16 protein-coding genes are annotated in these 17953 nt (G+C 61.4%); 12 read left to right on the top strand and 4 right to left on the bottom strand.

What is annotated here, in order from left to right:
• Positions 1-100: 100 nt before the first annotated feature.
• The 3 genes from DXT74_RS01455 to DXT74_RS01445 all read right to left on the bottom strand — a co-directional run bounded on the left by DXT74_RS01455 (position 101) and on the right by DXT74_RS01445 (position 2320).
• Positions 101-973, bottom strand: a complete 873-nt coding sequence (locus DXT74_RS01455) for a septal ring lytic transglycosylase RlpA family protein (protein WP_043638166.1) — start codon at positions 971-973, stop codon at positions 101-103.
• Positions 974-1104: 131 nt separating this feature from the next.
• Positions 1105-1569, bottom strand: coding sequence for a tRNA (cytidine(34)-2'-O)-methyltransferase (locus tag DXT74_RS01450; RefSeq protein ID WP_081555202.1), 465 nt, complete (start codon positions 1567-1569; stop codon positions 1105-1107).
• 40 nt (positions 1570-1609) lie between these two features.
• A complete protein-coding gene (locus DXT74_RS01445; RefSeq protein WP_194427137.1) occupies positions 1610-2320 on the bottom strand; it encodes a ComF family protein in 711 nt (236 codons plus the stop codon).
• A 144-nt stretch (positions 2321-2464) separates the two neighbouring features.
• On the opposite strand from DXT74_RS01445, the gene bioB reads away from it, so the two are divergent.
• The 10 genes from bioB to DXT74_RS01395 all read left to right on the top strand — a co-directional run bounded on the left by bioB (position 2465) and on the right by DXT74_RS01395 (position 13138).
• On the top strand, positions 2465-3448 hold the full coding sequence (bioB, locus tag DXT74_RS01440) for a biotin synthase BioB (RefSeq protein WP_043638155.1): 984 nt from the start codon (positions 2465-2467) through the stop codon (positions 3446-3448).
• Positions 3449-3564: 116 nt separating this feature from the next.
• A complete protein-coding gene (gene bioF, locus DXT74_RS01435; RefSeq protein WP_114152692.1) occupies positions 3565-4719 on the top strand; it encodes an 8-amino-7-oxononanoate synthase in 1155 nt (384 codons plus the stop codon).
• 72 nt (positions 4720-4791) lie between these two features.
• Entirely contained in the window at positions 4792-7641 is a 2850-nt protein-coding gene (locus DXT74_RS01430; protein WP_194427136.1) for an EAL domain-containing protein, read from the top strand.
• Positions 7631-8260 carry a class I SAM-dependent methyltransferase gene (locus DXT74_RS01425; RefSeq protein ID WP_114152693.1) on the top strand — a complete coding sequence of 210 codons (630 nt, stop codon included), beginning with the start codon at positions 7631-7633 and terminating at the stop codon, positions 8258-8260. The genes DXT74_RS01430 and DXT74_RS01425 overlap by 11 nt, the downstream gene beginning before the upstream one ends.
• 24 nt (positions 8261-8284) lie before the next feature.
• On the top strand, positions 8285-9049 hold the full coding sequence (gene bioH, locus DXT74_RS01420) for a pimeloyl-ACP methyl ester esterase BioH (protein WP_019101747.1): 765 nt from the start codon (positions 8285-8287) through the stop codon (positions 9047-9049).
• Positions 9046-9948, top strand: a complete 903-nt coding sequence (bioC, locus tag DXT74_RS01415; protein ID WP_043638138.1) for a malonyl-ACP O-methyltransferase BioC — start codon at positions 9046-9048, stop codon at positions 9946-9948. Before bioH ends, bioC begins: the two co-directional genes overlap by 4 nt.
• 4 nt (positions 9949-9952) lie before the next feature.
• Positions 9953-10498: a GNAT family N-acetyltransferase gene (locus DXT74_RS01410; RefSeq protein WP_114152694.1), complete on the top strand. Its 546-nt coding sequence runs from the start codon at positions 9953-9955 to the stop codon at positions 10496-10498.
• Between the two features lie 15 nt (positions 10499-10513).
• Positions 10514-11413, top strand: coding sequence for a patatin-like phospholipase family protein (locus tag DXT74_RS01405; protein ID WP_043638134.1), 900 nt, complete (start codon positions 10514-10516; stop codon positions 11411-11413).
• A 90-nt stretch (positions 11414-11503) separates the two neighbouring features.
• Complete coding sequence (locus tag DXT74_RS01400; RefSeq protein ID WP_043638132.1) at positions 11504-12157, top strand: glutathione S-transferase family protein; 654 nt, start codon at positions 11504-11506, stop codon at positions 12155-12157.
• 123 nt (positions 12158-12280) lie between these two features.
• On the top strand, positions 12281-13138 hold the full coding sequence (locus DXT74_RS01395) for a sterol desaturase family protein (RefSeq protein ID WP_043638130.1): 858 nt from the start codon (positions 12281-12283) through the stop codon (positions 13136-13138).
• Positions 13139-13430: 292 nt separating this feature from the next.
• Here DXT74_RS01395 and DXT74_RS01390 read toward each other — a convergent pair whose 3' ends face one another.
• On the bottom strand, positions 13431-14153 hold the full coding sequence (locus DXT74_RS01390; RefSeq protein ID WP_081555196.1) for a glycine zipper 2TM domain-containing protein: 723 nt from the start codon (positions 14151-14153) through the stop codon (positions 13431-13433).
• Positions 14154-14667: 514 nt separating this feature from the next.
• Between DXT74_RS01390 and DXT74_RS01385 the strand changes: the two genes are divergently transcribed.
• Positions 14668-16044, top strand: a complete 1377-nt coding sequence (locus DXT74_RS01385; protein WP_052052110.1) for an amino acid permease — start codon at positions 14668-14670, stop codon at positions 16042-16044.
• A gap of 353 nt (positions 16045-16397) precedes the next feature.
• Positions 16398-17774 carry an amino acid permease gene (locus tag DXT74_RS01380; protein WP_043638128.1) on the top strand — a complete coding sequence of 459 codons (1377 nt, stop codon included), beginning with the start codon at positions 16398-16400 and terminating at the stop codon, positions 17772-17774.
• Positions 17775-17953: the final 179 nt, after the last annotated feature.

The raw sequence follows: 17953 nt of genomic DNA, 5'->3' as shown, positions 1-17953 counted from the left end.
AGGCGAAAACGGCTGAGAAAGCGGAATGTACATACGGTACATGAGCATTTCGAAGTCGGTTTCAACGCCGTATCGCCGACGCGCAGCAGATCGTTGGTTCTTACAAGCTGGTGACTACGGTCTCCACGTGCAGGTTCTCTGCGGCGTTGCGTACCGCGTCGCTGGAGCGGAAGGGCCCCAGACGCACTTTGTAGACGCCTTCCTGATTCACGATGCCAAGCTTGGACTCGTATTTGTCGTCCATCTCGCCCAGCATTTTCTGCACCATCGCCTCGGCGTTGGCCAGTTTGGAGAAGCTGCCCAGTTGCAGATACTTGGGCGTGTCTTCAACGCGTCGAGCGGTGTTGACGGGACGGGTGCTGGCGATGTTCTCGCCGCCGGCGTCCGGCCATACGCGTTCGATGGCGATCTTGGCGCTGCCTTGCTTGACGAAGCCCAGGCGATAGGCCGCCGCGTAGGACAGGTCCATCAGGCGGTTCTTGTGGAAGGGGCCGCGGTCATTGACGCGCACCACCACGGATTTGCCGTTGTTAAGATTGGTAACCCGGGCATAGCTCGGGATCGGCAGCGTAGGATGGGCGGCGGTCATGGCGAACATATCGTATTTCTCGCCGGAGGACGTTTTGCGGCCGTGGAACTGCTTGCCATACCAAGAGGCGCGGCCCGTGGCTTGGTAGGGTTTTTCGCGCGTGTCGGGGCGGAAGCTCATTCCCAGCGCTGTGTAGGGCAGGTTGGCTGATTTGATCAGCGGCTCTTCCTGGGGCACAGCGTCCGGCACCAGGTTCAGGTTGACCGGAATATGGTCGGCGGGACCATCGTTCTGGAAAAAGGCTCCATTCTTGGCAACGGTTTTCTTGTTGCCGGTCGACGAGGAGGCCGACTGGTTGGTGGCGCTGGCCGTCTTCACGGTGGAACAGGCCACGAGTACGAGACTGACGAACACAAGCCACAGCCATCGGAGTACTGATTGCATAGATCTCCCTTATGCTGTCGGAACCACTGCAAACCTTGGCGCGCCGTTTGAACGTCGGCGCTTCGCGCTTGCTAGCAAGCGCTCGGACCAGGCTTTTCAGAGTCCCTTGTTGGGCCGATCTGCGAACCGCTTCAGCTTCCCCCTGCGAAATCTAGCTGTCGCCAAGCCTCGAACACCGTCACCGCGACCGCGTTCGAAAGATTGAGACTTCTTGATTCTGGACGCATCGGCAAACGAATCCTCTGCTGCGGAGGCAAAGACTCCAGCACTTCAGGCGGCAGACCGCGGGATTCGGGACCGAACAAAAAAACGTCCCCAGGTTGATAGGATATCCGGTCATGGCGCTCGGAGCCCTTGGTGGTGGCGGCAAAAATACGCCGTCCGCGCAAAGTCTCTTGACAAGCCGCCCAATCCTCATGAACCACTACGCGGGCGTACTCGTGATAATCGAGTCCCGCTCGTCGCAGCTTGGCGTCCTCCAAAGGGAAGCCCATGGGTTTGACCAGATGCAGTTCACAGCCGGTGTTGGCACATAAACGAATCACATTGCCCGTGTTGGGCGGTATTTCCGGCTGAAAAAGAATTACAGTGAACATCGTTGGCAGCCTGGATTGTTCCAAAGAATCAAAATCTTGGTCAAGTTTTAGGAGAAAAGGCCCTGGCGAGCACCCAGCCATCGACCCGTTTTGCCCCCTGTTTTTTCAAAATTTCGGCCAGCGCCGACAGGGTGGCGCCGCTGGTGGCGACGTCATCGACAATGGCGATGGAAAGCCCGTCACAGCGGCAATTTACGCCGAAAGCATGGCGGAGGTTTTTCCGGCGTTCGGCGCGTCCGAGGGAGGCTTGGGGAAGAGTGTTGTATTTTCGCCAACAAACCTCGGCGCTCAAACGGCTTGCCATTGTAGCAGCGAATGCTTTTGCCAACTCATGACTTTGATTGAAACCGCGTTCGGCAAGCCGTTCTTTTGCCAGTGGAACAGGAATGACGAGGTGATATTTTGGGCTGAGCGATACGGCGAAATCGGCGAGCAAGCCACCCAAGGCCGCGCCCATCTGCAGCTGTTTTCCGTATTTGAAGGCGTGGATCAACGCGGCGAGAGGGTAATCGAACAAATACGGCGCGTACAGCGCGTCAAAGGCGGGAGGCCGGCGCTGGCACTGGCCGCATAAGCCGGAGACGGGCAGCGGTTCCGCACAGCGCGCGCATTGCGTGGACGGCAGGGCAGGCAACTGCCGGCGGCAGTCCTGGCAAAAGCCCAGCTCTGCCCGGCAGTCCCCGCAGAGCAGGCATGGCTGATTAAATATTGTGCACTTGTCAGTTATGAGCCTTGTCAGGTTTGACAGCATGGCGCCCTCCCCAGCAAGATGCGCTGATTCGCCCCACGCCCGGCCGGGCGTGGCACTCTGACGGTCCTGACGGCGAAAGCCGGAGTTATCCTTGCCAGATCAAGGTCTTCCATCGCCGGACAGTGACCACAGCCAGGATAGACCATGCATTCTTCCGCTATCGAATTCAAGCCTTCCGCCAACCCGCATCCGGAATCTGCCAGCTGGACTGTGGCGGAAATCGAAACGCTGCTGGCCTTGCCCTTCATGGAGCTGGTATTCCGCGCGGCCGAGATTCATCGCCAGTTTTTCGACCCCACCAAGGTGCAGCTGTCCACGCTGATTTCCATCAAGACCGGCGGCTGTCCGGAAGACTGCGGCTACTGCCCGCAATCGACGCATCACGACACGCCGGTGCCCAATCAGCCGATGCTGACGGTGGACGAAGTCTTGAGCGCCGCGCGCGCGGCCAAGGCCAATGGGGCCAGCCGCTTTTGCATGGGCGCGGCCTGGCGCGGCCCCAAGGACGCGGACTTGGAAAAAACGTTGGAAATGGTCAAGGAAGTCAAAGCCTTGGGGCTGGAAACCTGCGCCACCTTTGGTTTGCTGAAGGGCGGACAGGCGGAAAAACTGAAGGCGGCCGGCCTGGATTATTACAATCACAATCTGGATACCTCGCCGGACAAATATTCCGATATCATTGCCACGCGGGACTATGAAGATAGGCTGGACACTTTGGGAAAAGTACGCAGCGCGGGTCTATCGGTGTGCTGTGGTGGTATTGTTGGCATGAATGAAACCCGCAACGATCGCGCAGGTCTGATTGCACAGCTAGCGAATCTTGAGCCGCAACCGGAGTCGGTGCCTATCAACAAGCTGGTCAAGGTAGAGGGCACGCCGCTGGAAGGCGCCGAGCCGCTGGACTGGACCGAGTTTGTGCGCACCATCGCGGTGGCCCGCATCGTGATGCCCAAAACCTATGTGCGATTGTCCGCCGGACGCCGCGAAATGGATGAGTCCACGCAGGCTTTGTGCTTCCTTGCCGGTGCCAATTCCATCTTTTACGGCGACAAGCTCTTGACGACCGGCAACCCCGAGGTGGATGCCGACCGGCAGCTGCTGGAAAAGCTTGATCTGACGCCGCTTTGAGCGGATTGGGCGGCGGATTCGCGGGCGATGTAAAAAATGTATATATAAGGAATAGCTTGGGCGGCCGGCGAGGCTGGTTCCGGCCAAGCCCTTTTCACGGGATATTTCGAGCCGATATGCGCCTTCAAGACTTGCCTGCCGCCCTGCTGGACCTTTCCGCCACCCATTGCCGTCGCCAACGCGCGGTCATCGATAGCCCTCAAGGGGTCGAAGTGGTGGTGGACGGGCGTTCCTATGTCTCTTTCGCCAGCAACGATTACCTTGGATTAGCCGATCACCCGGCTCTGGTGCGCGCCGCGCAGCAGGGTCTTGAACGTTGGGGGGTGGGCGGCGGCTCCTCGCATTTGCTGGCTGGTCACTTCAGTGTGCAACAGCAGGCCGAGGAGGCGTTGGCGGAATTCGTCGGCCAGCCTGCGGCATTATTGTTTGGCTCCGGCTATGCGGCCAATCTGGCGATTGTCAGCAGTTTGCTGGACCGCGGCGACGCGGTGTTCGCCGACCGGCTGAACCATGCCTCGTTGAACGACGCCTGTAGACTGAGCCGCGCCGAGTTCAAGCGCTTTCATCACAACGACCTGACGCAACTGGAACGTTTGCTGGCGGAGTCCAGCGCGCGCTCCAAACTGATCGCGGTGGAGTCGGTGTACAGCATGGACGGCGACGAAGCCCCGCTGCCGGCGTTGCTGGCCTTGGCCGAACGCTATGACGCTTGGCTGTATGTGGATGACGCGCATGGCTTCGGCGTGCTGGGCGATGGTCGCGGCGCGCTGGCCGAGCACGGGCTGTCCAGCCCGCGTTTGATTTACATGGCGACCTTGGGCAAGGCCGCTGGGGTGGCCGGCGCCTTCATCTCCGGCGGAGCGGACTTGGTGGAGTGGCTGATCAATTCCGCGCGCAGTTATATTTACACGACCTCCCAGCCGCCGGCGTTGGCCTGTGCGATTCTGGCCAGCCTGCGCTTGATCTCCGAGGCGGATGAGCGGCGCGCGCGGCTGCGTGAATCGATAGAAACTGTCAAATCAGGACTATCTGAATTCAAATACTCCGTAGGGGCTTCCCGAACGCCGATTCAGCCACTTATCATAGGCAGCGAAGAACAGGCGTTGGCCATGGCCGCCCGTCTGCGCGACCAGGGCTTGTGGGTGCCGGCGATCCGCCCGCCCACGGTAGCGGCCGGGACGGCGCGCTTGCGTCTGTCTTTGTCGGCCATGCATCAGCCGGAACACTTGCAGCGCCTGCTGTCCTGTATTCAGCGCGCCGCGGCGTCCTGAGCCGGCGCGCCCATGGGGAGGGGCGCATCGGCATGGCCGGATTTTCCAGCTAACTCATACTACGATAATCACATGAAGAGCATGGCTGAATATCTGGCGACGCCAGAGCAGGCTGCCGCAATGGCGCTGTCTCTGCTGCAAGAGCAGGGAGGAGTGCGTGTTGCCGCGGTTTGGCGGCAGCTGGGGGCGGCCTGGCAGCTCTTGGCGGCCTTGGGCGCTGCCGACGCTCTGCCTAGCGCGGAAATGCTGGAGGGCGGCGGCAGGTTGGATGCAGGCTGTGAGGCGATGCCCTTGCGCGCCGGGGAGCAGGTGCTGGGATGGTTGGTGTGGCGCGGAGACGCCGGCTCGGCGCTGAATCCTTCCGCCGCCTTGCTCTGCGCGCATCTGCTGTGCGCGCGGCTGGGCGCGGAGCAGGTGGCCGCGCGCGAAGCCAACGAAGCCTTGTTCGATATTTCGCAGTTAGCCGAAGAGTGCGGCACCATCGATCAGGTTCTGCCCGGCTTGCACCGGCAGATGATGCGGCTGATGGACGCCAGCAACTTCTACATCGCCCTGTACGATGATGAAGCCCAAGTCATCCACTTCCCCTTCTACATCGACCAACGCGACCCCGCCCCACCCGCCAGCGACGCCATTTTTCCGCTGGCTGGCCACGCCCAGTCCTTGACCGCCTGGTTGATCCGCGGCGGCAAGCCGGTGGTGCTGAGCCGGGAGCGCCTGCTGGAAGTGTGCCAGCAGGAGGGGCTGAGCCGGCAGGGACTGCTGCCGGCCAGCTGGATGGGGGCGCCGCTGGTCAATGCCGGCGGCCATGTGATCGGCGCGGTGGTGCTGCAGTTGTACGAGGATCAAACGCCGCTGACATCGGCCGAGCAGCAGTTGTTTCTGTTCGCCGCCCGCCATGTCGGCTTTGTGCTGGAGCGGGTGCTGCATCGCAGCCAGTTGGAGCGCCAGGTTTGGCTGCGCACCAGCGAGCTCGAAGGCGCCAACGCGCGATTGCGCGCGGAGGTGGCCGAACGCAAGCGCGCCGAGCGTTTCCAGGGCGCCTTGTTCCGTATCGCGGAGTTGTCGAATACCAGCTTGTCGCTGGAGGCTTTTCTCGGCGGTCTGCACCGCCTGCTGGCCGAAATGGTGCCGGCGCGCAATTGTCTGGTGGCCTTGTACGATCAGGCCGAGGATTGCATCAGCTTCCCCTACTGCGCCGACGAATACGCGCCGCCGCTCAAGCCGCATCGGCCCGGCAAGGGCTTTGTCGAACAGGTGCTGCACAGCGGACGGCCTTTGCTGATTGATCCCTATTCGCAGCAGAACCGCCAGCCCGAGGCCGATGAGGAGCTGCCCCGGCCCAAGAGCTGGCTGGGCGTGCCCTTGTATTGCGGCACTGATCTCCTGGGCGTGCTGGCGGTGCAGAGCTATGAAGAGGACGTGGTCTACAACTTCCGCGATCAAGAGGTGCTGGAATTCGTCGCCAACCATATCGGGGCGGCGCTGACCCGGGTCAAGGCGCTGGAAAGCCTGCAAACCGCTTACGTGGAGCTGGAGCAAAGGGTACGGGAGCGGACCAGCGAGCTGGACGCGGTCAACGCCCAGTTGGAGTTCGACAGCCTGCACGATCCGCTGACCAAGCTGCCTAACCGCAGCTATTTTTCCAAGGCCTTGCGCCGGGCCTGGGAGACGTATTCGCATGGCGGAGGCGAGCGTTTTGCGGTGCTGTTCATCGATCTGGATCGCTTCAAGCTGGTCAACGACACCCTGGGTCATCTGGCCGGCGACCATCTTTTGTTCGAGGCCGGCGCGCGCATCCGTTCCTGCTTGCGCCATTACGATTTTCTGGCGCGGCTGGGCGGCGACGAGTTCGCGGTGTTGATGTTCGGCATGGACGGCGGCGGCGACTGCGAGCGCATCGCCCAGCGCATTGTCAGCGAGTTCGAGCGACCGGTGATCCTGGCGGGGCGGGAGGTGTTTTCCACCGCCAGCGTCGGAGTGGTGCTGGCGGACCACGAGCATTACCACAAGGCCGACGATCTGCTGCGCGATGCCGACCACGCGATGTATTGCACCAAGCAGCAGGGGCGGCAGGGTTATACCTTGTTTAACCATGAGCTGCGCATCAATCAGGCGGACCAGTTGGCGTTGGAGAGCGAACTGCGGCGCGCGCTGGAGGAAGAGGGGCAGCTGCTGCCGTATTTCCAGCCCTTCATGGAAGGCGACAGCGGCGAGCTGGTCGGCTTCGAAGCCTTGGCCCGCTGGCAGCATCCGCAGCGCGGCCTGATTTCGCCCGGCTTGTTCCTGCCCATCGCCGAGGAGAGCGGGCTGATTACCCGTCTGGACCGCTATATGCTGAACGCCGCCTGCGCTCAATTGAGCGCGTGGCGCGCTCAGAGGCGGGTGGGGCCGGAGGTGGCCCTGCACATCAATCTGTCGTCGGCCCATTTCCACGATCCGGAACTGGCGGTCTGGATAGGCGAGCGCATCCGGCACTACCGGCTGCCGCCGGCGACGCTGCATTTGGAAATCACCGAAAGCGCGCTGATCGATCAGCCGGAAATCGCCGCCACCGTGATGCACGCGTTGCATGAACTGGGGGTTCGGCTGGCCTTGGACGACTTCGGTACCGGTTATTCGGCGCTGTCCTATCTGCACCGCTATCGTTTCGATGTGCTGAAAATAGACCAGTCCTTTGTCTTCGATCTGGATCGCACTCAGGAATCGGCGGCCATCGTGCGGGCTATTCTGGCGTTGGCCAAGGCCCTGGATCTGGAGGTGGTGGCCGAAGGCGTGGAAACGGCCGCTCAACTGGCCATGCTCAAAAAGATGGGCTGCGGCAAACTGCAAGGCTTTTACTTCGCCGCGCCGGCGCCGGCGCAGGGCGTGGACTGGGAGCGGCTGGCCCGCTTCCGCAAGGAGTTCCAAGGTGAGTGCTAGCGGATGGCGGCGCTGGCCGCAGGCATTCAACCGCTGGCGCTACAATCTGTATGCGCCGGTCTACGATAGGGTGGCGCAGGCTTTCGCCGCGCGCCGTCGCCGTTCCATCGCCCTGCTCAATCCGCAGCCTGAGGAGCGCATCTTGCTGGTGGCCGCCGGCACGGGTTTGGACCTGGACTTTATGGTGCGCTGCCGCCATGTGGCCGCCATCGACATCTCGGACGGCATGCTGGCGCGGCTGAGCGCTCACGCCGAGGCCTTGGGCATGGCGGTGGACGCCAGGGTGATGGACGCGCAGGCGATGGATTTCCCCGACGCCAGCTTCGACGCGGTGGTGCTGCATCTGGCGTTGGCGGTGGTGCCGGACCCGCAAGCCTGCATCCGCGAAGTGGAGCGCGTGCTCAAGCCCGGCGGCCGGGCGGCGGTGTTCGATAAATTCCTGCCCGACGGCCAGCGGCCGTCTTTGTTGCGCAGCGCCGGCAACCAGCTGTCGCGTCTAATCGCCACCGACATCAACCGTCGGCTTGAAGATATCCTGGCGGCCTGTCGTTTGAGCAAGGTTCATGACGAAGATGCCGGACTAGGTGGTTTCTTTCGCATCGCGATCTTGCGAAAATGATGGTTTCACCCCATCTGGTCGTCCATGAGTCTGTTTGTTGAAACGCTGGGTCAAGGCCCGGACGTCGTCCTGCTGCACGGTTGGGGCTTGCATGGCGGTGTGTTCAGCCGCGTGGCGGCGCAATTGGCTGCCCGTCATTGCGTGCATCTGGTTGACCTGCCTGGTCACGGCGCATCCGCCCCGTTGGCCTCCTTCGACGCCGACGCGGTGGCCGATCTATTGGACCAGGCTTTTCCATTGCCGCTGCAATTGGTGGGCTGGTCGCTGGGCGGGCTGATCGCCCAGCATTGGGCGGCCCGTCATCCCGACAAGATCAAGAGCCTGGCCTTGGTGGCGACCAGCCCGCGCTTCGTGCGCGAGGAGGGCTGGCCGCACGCGCAGGAGCGCAAATCCATTGAAGCCGTGGCCGCCAGTCTGGACGGCGCCTTCGAGCAGACGCTTGAGCGTTTCCTGGCCTTGCAGATGATGGGCGCGCCGTCCGCCCGCGACACGCTGAAGGCCTTGCGCGCGGACCTGTTCGCCCATGGCCGGCCGCAAGGCCTGCTACCTGCGCTGGAACTGTTGCTTATGGCCGACGCGCGCGCGCTGGCCGGTCGCATTCAATGCCCGGTGGGCCTGTTCTACGGCGCCCGCGACGCCATCACGCCGATAGGCGCCGGCCGTTGGCTGGCCGACGCGCTGGGCGATGCCCGGCTTTATGAATTTCCGCAAGCGTCGCATGCGCCGTTTCTGTCGCACGAAGCCGAATTCGTCGCCGCGCTTGCCCAGCATTTGGAAACCCATGCATGACTGAAGCGTTTTACACCGACAAGGCGCGCGTGCGCGCCTCGTTTGAGAAGGCCGCCGCCAGCTACGACTCCGCCGCGGTCTTGCAGCGCGAAGTCTCCGACCGGATGTCCGAGCGGCTGGACTACATCAAGTTTCAGCCGCAAGTGGTGCTGGACGCCGGCGCCGGCACCGGCTACGGCTCGGCCCAATTACGCGCCCGTTATCCAGATGCGCGCGTGGTGGAGCTGGACCTGGCCCAGGCGATGCTGCAAGCCTCCCGCGCCAAGCAGCAGAGCGGCGACGGCCTGTTGAAGAAACTGTTTCGCCCCAGCTTGCCGTGGCAGGTGGTGGCCGACGTCGAGCGCTTGCCGCTGGCGGACGCCAGCGTGGATATGATCTGGTCCAGCCTCACCATCCAGTGGGTCAATGTGCCGGATAGCGTGTTCGCCGAATTCCGCCGTGTGTTGAAGCCCGAAGGCATGCTGATGTTTTCCACCCTGGGCCCGGACACCCTGCATGAATTGCGGGGCGCCTTTGCCGGAGTGGACCGCGCCACCCACGTCAACCAATTCATCGACATGCACGATCTGGGCGACGCGTTGATGCGCGCCGGTTTCGCCGAGCCGGTGATGGACATGGAAAAAATCGTGTTGACCTATGGCCGCGCCCGCGACGTGATGGCGGACCTGAAAGCCATCGGCGCGCACAACGCCACCAGCGGCCGCGGCCGCGGCCTGATGGGCAAGCACGCCTGGCAGCGGGTGGAGGCGGCGTATGAGGATCTGCGCCGCGACGGCAAGCTGCCGGCCACCTACGAGGTGGTGTACGGCCATGCCTGGAAGGGCGGCGACAAGAAACTGGCCAAGTTCAGCGACGATGGCCGTCAGGTGATCGAGTTCGTCAAGAAACGGCCGGAATAAGGCGATGCCGACCATCCGCCCGGCGACGCAGACAGATGCCGCTTGCCTAGCCGCCTTGTCGATTCAAGTGTGGCTGAGCACCTACGTGACCGACGGCGTCCGCCGGGACATGGCCAACTATGTGTTGAGCGAATTCACGCCGGCGAATTTCGAGGCCTTGATTGTCGATTCCGCGCATCATCTGCTGGTGATGGAGCAGGATGATTTCCTGATTGGCTACGTACAGTTGAAGCGGGACAGCCCATGCCAGGGCTGTGACTTCGCCACCGCGGAAGTCGAGCGGCTCTATCTGGTGGAGAGCCGTACAGGGGAAGGACTGGGCCGGCGCTTGCTTGAAGCGGGGCGGCGTTGGGCGTTCGCCCTTCCAGAGCCCGCCCGCCTGTGGCTGACGGTGTGGCACGGCAATGAGCGCGCGATCGCGTTCTACCGCCGGTTGGAAATGGATGTCTACGGCGAATGCTATTTCGAATTGGAGGGCGCGCGGCATCTGAACTATGTGATGCTGGATTCCGCGTCCGTTGGGGCGGCGTTGATTGCCGCCGATGTCTGAAAGCCTGATGGAATCATGATTAGCAAACATACACTCCGGCCCTGGTTGCTGGCGAGCATGGCCGCGCTGCTGGCTGCCTGCTCCACCTTGTCTTCCCCCCCCGCGGCGGTGACGCCCAAGCCGGTGCTGAAGCCCAAGATCGGTTTGGCGCTCGGCGGCGGCGCGGCCAAGGGCTTCGCCCATGTCGGCGTGATCAAGGTATTGGAAGCCGCCGGCCTCACGCCGGACCTGGTGACCGGCACCAGCGCCGGCAGCGTGGTCGGCAGCCTGTACGCATCCGGTCTTAGCGGCATGCAGTTGCAGAGCCGGGCGATTCAATTGGATGAATCCAATCTCACCGACTGGACCTTGTCCAGCAAGGGCGTGATCAAAGGCGAGAAGCTACAGAACTGGATTAACGCCCAGGTGGCCAACAAGACCATGGAACAACTGCCACGGCCGTTTGGCGCGGTGGCCACCGAACTGGACAGCGGCCGCAAAGTGGTGTTTCGCCTGGGCAACACCGGCCAGGCCGTGCGCGCCTCGGCCAGCATTCCTAATGTGTTTCTGCCGGTGAAGATAGGCAACAAGAGCTATGTGGACGGCGGCCTGGTCAGCCCGGTGCCGGTCAGCGCCGCGCGCGAGATGGGCGCGGACTTCGTCATCGCCGTCGATATCTCGGCGCGGCCGCGCAAGGGCGCCGCCACCGGCTTTCTGTCCATGCTGGACCAAAGCCTGAACATCATGAACGGGCCGGCGCTGGCGCAAGAATTGAAGCAGGCCGACGTGGTGATACGCCCGCAAGTGCAGGATATCGGATCCGCTCAATTCGACGCGCGTCATCAGGCTATTCTGGAGGGCGAGCGCGCGGCACAAGCGGCGCTGCCGCAGATCCGGCAGTTGCTGCAGCAAAAAGCCATTGCCATGAATAAGTAATGGCATAATGCTGCCGGGCTGGTCCTGCATCGCAGCATGGCCGGCCGCCTTCCATCAGCAACCGCAGGCACGGCCTGCCTGGAGACCTGAATGATCAAGCTTTACGGCGCTGCGCTGTCCCCTTATTACAACAAGGTCAAAATCGCCTTGCTGGAAAAGGGCGTCAACTTCCAAGAAATCCTCACCGCCCCTTCGCAGCAGGAAGAACTGCTGGCGAAGAGCCCGATGGGCAAGATTCCTTTTGTCGAAGTGGGCGGCCACGCCATGGCGGAGTCATCGGTGATCCTGGAATGGCTGGAGGATGCCTATCCCACCGCCTCCTTGCTGCCGCCTACGCCGAACGGCCGCGCTCATGCGCGCCAATTGAGCGCGATGCTGGATTTATACGTGTTGTCTCCGGCGCTGCCGCTGTACCGCCATTGGCTGTTTGGCAGCCCGCTGGAAGCCGGCGCCATTGACGCCGCTCGCCAGCAGATCACTCGAGGCGTGGCGGCCTGCGCGCAGTTGCTGGATTACGGGCCTTGGGCCTGTGGCGAAGATTTCAGCAGCGCCGACATCAGCGCCGCCTGCATCCTGCCGGCGCTGGAGCAGATGAGCAAAGCCTTGCTGGGCGAAGACGTCACCGCCGGTTTTCCCGACCGCGAGGCCTATCTGCAGCGCCTGTCCGGGCGCAGGAGCGTGAACCGGACCTGGAGCGAGAGGGAGGCGGCCTTGACCGCGTTCCGCGCGCGTCAGCAGCAGTAGGGTAGACCGCAGGACAGGGCTGATCCGCTTGCCGGCATTCGGCGTTTGAGTAATTATAGAGCTCAAACTCCAATCAAGTGTTTGCGTTAGCGCGTGGACACAGTTCCCAAGCGGGAGGCGGTGATGAAGTTCGACATTCAACTGCTGCTGCTGGCTTTGGCGCCGGTATTCCTGGCCTGCGTTGCCGGCGAGCTGTGGTATTTGCGCCGCCAGGGCCGGCTCAGCCTTTACGACTGGCGCGACTCGGTGTGCTGCGCCTGTTTGGGTTTGTTGCATCAGGGCGCGGACAAGCTGGCCTGGGTGCTGGTGCTGCCCTTGTACGCATGGATTTATCAGCAGCACCGCTTGTTTCAGTTTTCCGATTCCTGGCTCAGCTTCCTGCTGCTGTTCATCGGTCAGGATTTTCTCTACTACTGGTTCCACCGCGTCAGTCATCGCGTGCGCTGGCTGTGGGCGGCGCACAGCGTTCATCACAGCTCCACCCGCATGAATTTCACCACTGCCTTCCGTCAAAGTCTGATGTATCCATTGGCCGGCATGTGGGCGTTCTGGCTGCCGCTGGCCTGGCTGGGTTTCCCGCCGGAGCAGGTGGTGGGCGTGGTGTTGCTGAACCTGGCGTTCCAGTTCTTTGTGCATACCCAGGCCTGCCCCAAGCTGGGCTGGCTGGAGTACGTGCTCAACACTCCGTCCATCCATCGCGGCCATCATGCCAAGAATCCGCGCTACATCGACCATAACTACGCAGGCGTGTTGGTAGTTTGGGACCGCCTGTTCGGCACCTATGTGGAAGAGTGCGAGCAAGATCCCTGCGACTACGGCACGGTCAAGCCGGTGAACAGCTTCAATCCGCTGTGGGTCAGCGTGGTGGAATGGCGCGACATGCTGCGCGAAGCCTGGCGCGCGCCCAACTGGAAAGACCGTTGGACGGTCTTGTTCGGCCCGCCAGAAGAGGCGGAGGCGGTTGCTGCGCGTTGGCGCTGAGAACCTGTTTGTAATCGGCCTCCGCGTCGGTGGTGACATGGCGCGATGCGTATCGGCTTCGAAATGCTCGTATACCGTATTGAGTAAAGCGGGCTGCGCTGCGGCAGCGCCTTGCTTCGCTTTAGCTCGCGAGACTTTGAACAGGCCCTGAGGGTATGAAAAAAAGCGGACCGGGAGGTCCGCTTTTGCGTGGCAAGGCTTGGGGGTAAGCGCGGCCAAAAAATTCAGCTTTTACGGCTGAAGCAAGTCGCGCGGCAAGTCGGTGCAATGCAACATCAGGATTTTAGCCGCTCTAAACCAGCACCTTGCCGTTCTTGGCCGGCAAGGTTTTACCCTTGGGCTTGCGATCCATGCGTACGGTGCCGGTCTTGCCGTCCAGCGAGTATTTGACGTCGTAGCCGACGACCTTCTCGCTGCTTTCGTTCACTTCATTGCAAATAGTCTGGGTGCTGTTGACCTGATCGCGTTGCTGCATGCCTTCCTGCACCTTGTTGCCAGCCAGGCCGCCGGCCAATGCGCCGATCACGGTGGCGGCTTTCTTGCCGTTGCCGCCGCCCACTTGATTGCCCAGCACGCCCCCGAGCACGCCGCCTATCACGGAGCCGGCGATGCGGTTTTGATCCTGAACCGGCGCCTGATGGGTCACTTGCTCCTGATGGCATACCTGCTTCGGCGCATTGACGGTTTCCTTGATCGGCGTCACCGCCAGAATGCGGGCATGCGTGGCGTGAACCGGCGCCGCCGGCTTGGCCGGCGCGCTTGGTTCGGCGGGCTTCGCAACGGCTTGAGCCGTTTGAGCGGCGGCCGGCGCGGCCGCCGCGACGGTAACCGGAGCGGAGGCCACCGTGGGCGGCAGAACCGCGGCGGCGGATGCTGCGGCCGGCGCGCTGGCGGTTTGCTGAGGCGCGGCCGCGGTTTGCGGGTTGGATTTCACGGCCTGATAGCCGGCCACGCCCAGGCCGCCAAGGGCAATGCCGCCGCCCAGCACGCTGGCGATCAACAAGGATTGTTTCATGGTTCGTCTCCAAAAAGCAGGCCGTCTATGCGGCCGTAATCATGATGAGTGAGATGAAATTCAGACACTTTATGGTGGCAGACAGTTGCAAATTAAATGTTTTCCATTTGTTACTAAAAGTGGCGAGTCGTTAGCGTTTACGGGAGCGAGGGCGGGGAGCGACTATCGATAGCGGTTTGATTTAAATCAAGATATCGGCAAGCAAACGCTTGCTTATGTGTCATTGTACTGATACGGGCGGAGGAGAGGGCGCGTGGCAGAAATTTGCAGTAGTCTGCAGCTTGTTGAGCAATTTGAGCAAAGTATTTGTTTAAATAATCGAATTTAATTTCATTGTATTCAATATATGACGTGATCGAGGCATAAAACTCCAATGTCGTCGTTTGACTCAGTCTGCGCTTAGGTGCTTAATGTTCAGCTTGTCGATGTTTGCAACAGGAACGACGCGGCTTGCCTGAATTGTCATGCTGTTGGTATTAATGTTGCTGGAAAATGATGATTTGAGGGGGCAGCCTTGACTGATATCTCCACTGAAGCCGGTTTGAAACGCGGCTTGAAAAACCGCCACATACAATTGATCGCGCTGGGCGGCGCGGTAGGCACTGGCCTGTTCCTCGGTTCGGCCAGCGTGCTGAAAGCCGCCGGCCCGTCAATGATTCTGGGCTACGCCATCGCCGGCCTGATCGCCTTCATGATCATGCGCCAACTGGGCGAAATGGTGGCACAGGAGCCAGTGGCCGGCTCTTTCAGCCACTTCGCCTATCGTTACTGGGGCGATTTCGCCGGCTTCCTGTCCGGCTGGAACTACTGGGTGTTGTACATCTTGGTCAGCATGGCCGAGCTTACCGCCGTAGGCGCCTATGTCCAGTACTGGTGGCCCCATGTGCCCACCTGGGTGTCAGCGCTGGTGTTCTTCGTCTGTATCAACGGCATCAATCTGGCCAACGTCAAGGTTTACGGCGAAGCGGAGTTTTGGTTCGCCTTGATCAAAGTGGTGGCGGTGATCGCGATGATTCTGTTTGGCGGCTATCTGCTGCTGACGGGCACCGGCGGTCCGCAGGCCTCGGTGAGCAATTTGTGGAGCGACGGCGGCTTCTTCCCGCACGGCTTTGGCGGTTTGTTCATGATGATGGCGGTGATCATGTTCTCCTTCGGCGGTCTGGAGCTGATTGGCTTGACCGCGGCTGAGGCGGACAATCCACGCACCACCATCCCCAAGGCGGTGAATCAGGTGATTTACCGTATCCTGATCTTCTACATCGGTTCGCTGGTGGTGCTGCTGTCCTTGTATCCGTGGAGCAAGGTGGCGTCCGGCGGCAGCCCTTTCGTGATGATTTTCCAGCAGATTGGCTCCGGCCTCACCGCCAACCTGCTTAACTTTGTGGTGTTGACCGCGGCGCTGTCGGTGTACAACAGCAGCGTCTACGCCAATAGCCGCATGCTGTACGGGCTGGCCAAGCAAGGCAACGCGCCCAAGGCCTTGATGCAGGTGGACAAGCGCGGCGTGCCGGTAATGGCGATCCTGGTGTCGGCGGCGGCGACTTTCGCCTGCGTGATCCTCAACTATGTGTTGCCGGGCGAGGCGCTGGGCATCTTGATGTCGCTGGTGGTGGCCGCCTTGGTGACCAACTGGGCGATGATCAGTCTGACGCACTTGAAGTTCCGTCGCGCCAAGATTGAGGCCGGCGAACAGCTGGTGTTCAAATCCTTCTGGTTCCCGCTGACCAACTGGGTCTGCCTGGCCTTCATGGCGATGATTTTGCTGATCCTGTTGCTGACGCCGGGTGCCGCGGTATCGGTCTATGTGTTGCCGATATGGTTGGGGCTGTTGTGGGTGGGTTATCGCGCCAAGGGCACACCGGCGGCGGAGCCCGCGCGTCAAACGCCTTGAGGATGACTTCATCGGTCGCCGCTCTGGCGAGACCGTAATCGGCAGGGCCGCCTCCGCAGGCGGCCCTGCTCTTTTACGCCGGCTTCTCCGATATTAAAATGTTTTTAGACAAATTGTCCGATAGTTTGAAGCTGTAGCATTGGTCGGCAATTCTTTGCTAAATGCAGTGAAATGCTTTTTGACCTTATGTCTTGTTTTGTTTAATCTGGCCGTGGTTTGTTTGAAGTTGATGTATGTAATAGGGATGTCTTGCTGGTTTTATTGGACTTATTGTCCAATTTTGAGTGGTAAGGGCCTTGCTGCATTGATGAAGCAATACCGTTCCATTCACTCAATCAGCAGGAGGCGCCAAGGTGAGCGTTACCCCCACTTCCACCGGTTTGAAGCGCGAGCTGAAAAACCGCCATATTCAGTTGATCGCGCTGGGCGGCGCGATCGGCACTGGTCTGTTCCTGGGCTCGGCCAGCGTGTTGAAAGCGGCCGGACCGGCTATGATTCTCGGCTACGCCGTCGCCGGCTTCATCATTTTCCTGATCATGCGCCAATTGGGCGAGATGTTGGCCGAGGAGCCGGTGGCCGGCTCGCTCAGCCATTTCGCCGATCGCTACTGGGGCAAGTTTCCCGCCTTCCTGTCCGGCTGGAATTACTGGGCGCTGTATGTGCTGGCCGGCATGGCCGAACTGACGGCCGCCGGCGAATACGTGCGCTACTGGTGGCCGGATGTGCCCACTTGGGTCACCGCGCTGGTCTTCTTCACGGTGATCACCGGCGTCAATCTGAGCAGCGTCAAATATTACGGCGAGACGGAGTTCTGGTTCGCGCTGATCAAGGTGGGCGCGGTCATCGCGATGATCGTGTTCGGCGGCTATCTGCTCTTGTCCGGAAACGGCGGTCCGCAGGCCTCGGTGAGCAATCTGTGGCGCGATGGCGGCTTCTTCCCGCACGGCGTCGGAGGCCTGTTCATGACGATGGCGGTGATCATGTTCTCCTTTGGCGGCCTGGAACTGATAGGCATGGCGGCGGCGGAGACCCAGGATCCGCAGAAAACCATCCCCAAGGCGGTGAATCAGGTGATCTACCGCGTGCTGATTTTTTACATCGGCTCGCTGTTGGTGCTGCTGTCTTTGTATCCGTGGAGCAAGGTGGCTGCCGGCGGCAGCCCCTTTGTGATGATTTTTGAGCAGATCGGGGCCGGTTTCGCCGCGCACGGGCTTAATTTCGTGGTGCTGACCGCAGCCTTGTCGGTGTACAACGGCGGCGTCTACGCCACCAGCCGCATGTTGTTCAGCCTGGCTCAGCAGGGCAACGCGCCCACGCGCATGGCCAAGCTGGACAAGCGGGGGGTGCCGGTCAACGCCACCTTGTTCTCGGCTCTGGCGACTTTCGCCGGCGTGGTGCTTAACTACCTGTTGCCCAACGGCGCGCTGGCGCTGCTGATGTCGCTGGTGGTAACCGCGCTGGTGATCAACTGGGCGATGATCAGCCTCACGCATTTGAAGTTTCGCCGCGCCCAGGGCGGTCGCAAGCTGGTGTTCGCTTCCCTGTGGCATCCGTTCGCCAACTGGCTGTGCCTGGCCTTCATGCTGATGATTCTGGGCGTGATGTTGTTCACGCCGGGCATCGCGGTGTCGGTGTATGTGCTGCCGGCCTGGTTGCTGGCGTTGTGGCTGGGTTTTCGGCTGAAGAAGGCGGGGATGGCGGAGGCCGGCTTGGCTGTCGACAAGGCGTGAGCGCGCATGCCGGGCTTGACGTACTGGGGCGTAAACCGGCATGCTGGCGAACTTATGAAGCAGAAGATCCCATTCCAGACCAAATCGTGGTGGTGGCGCAGCTAATCGGCGCGCCAGGGATTTTAGCATCTATTTTCCGGGCCGCCGTCATGGGCGGCCTTGTTGTATCCAGCGTTACC

Source organism: Chromobacterium sp. Rain0013 (assembly GCF_015291765.1).
GTDB classification, from domain to species: Bacteria; Pseudomonadota; Gammaproteobacteria; order Burkholderiales; family Chromobacteriaceae; genus Chromobacterium; species Chromobacterium haemolyticum.
Note: the sequence above shows the minus strand (reverse complement) of the source record. Positions and strands in the feature narration are given on the sequence as shown.

Excerpts from the sequence above, each read along its gene's own strand:
- DXT74_RS01400 (WP_043638132.1), top strand. The coding sequence starts at position 11,504 with ATGATCAAGCTTTACGGCGCTGCGCTGTCCCCTTATTACAACAAGGTC.
- DXT74_RS01450 (WP_081555202.1), bottom strand. The coding sequence starts at position 1,569 with ATGTTCACTGTAATTCTTTTTCAGCCGGAAATACCGCCCAACACGGGC.
- DXT74_RS01430 (WP_194427136.1), top strand. The coding sequence starts at position 4,792 with ATGAAGAGCATGGCTGAATATCTGGCGACGCCAGAGCAGGCTGCCGCA.
- DXT74_RS01395 (WP_043638130.1), top strand. The coding sequence starts at position 12,281 with ATGAAGTTCGACATTCAACTGCTGCTGCTGGCTTTGGCGCCGGTATTC.
- DXT74_RS01390 (WP_081555196.1), bottom strand. The coding sequence starts at position 14,153 with ATGAAACAATCCTTGTTGATCGCCAGCGTGCTGGGCGGCGGCATTGCC.
- bioH (WP_019101747.1), top strand. The coding sequence starts at position 8,285 with ATGAGTCTGTTTGTTGAAACGCTGGGTCAAGGCCCGGACGTCGTCCTG.
- bioC (WP_043638138.1), top strand. The coding sequence starts at position 9,046 with ATGACTGAAGCGTTTTACACCGACAAGGCGCGCGTGCGCGCCTCGTTT.
- DXT74_RS01405 (WP_043638134.1), top strand. The coding sequence starts at position 10,514 with ATGATTAGCAAACATACACTCCGGCCCTGGTTGCTGGCGAGCATGGCC.
- DXT74_RS01445 (WP_194427137.1), bottom strand. The coding sequence starts at position 2,320 with ATGCTGTCAAACCTGACAAGGCTCATAACTGACAAGTGCACAATATTT.
- DXT74_RS01410 (WP_114152694.1), top strand. The coding sequence starts at position 9,953 with ATGCCGACCATCCGCCCGGCGACGCAGACAGATGCCGCTTGCCTAGCC.
- bioB (WP_043638155.1), top strand. The coding sequence starts at position 2,465 with ATGCATTCTTCCGCTATCGAATTCAAGCCTTCCGCCAACCCGCATCCG.
- bioF (WP_114152692.1), top strand. The coding sequence starts at position 3,565 with ATGCGCCTTCAAGACTTGCCTGCCGCCCTGCTGGACCTTTCCGCCACC.
- DXT74_RS01455 (WP_043638166.1), bottom strand. The coding sequence starts at position 973 with ATGCAATCAGTACTCCGATGGCTGTGGCTTGTGTTCGTCAGTCTCGTA.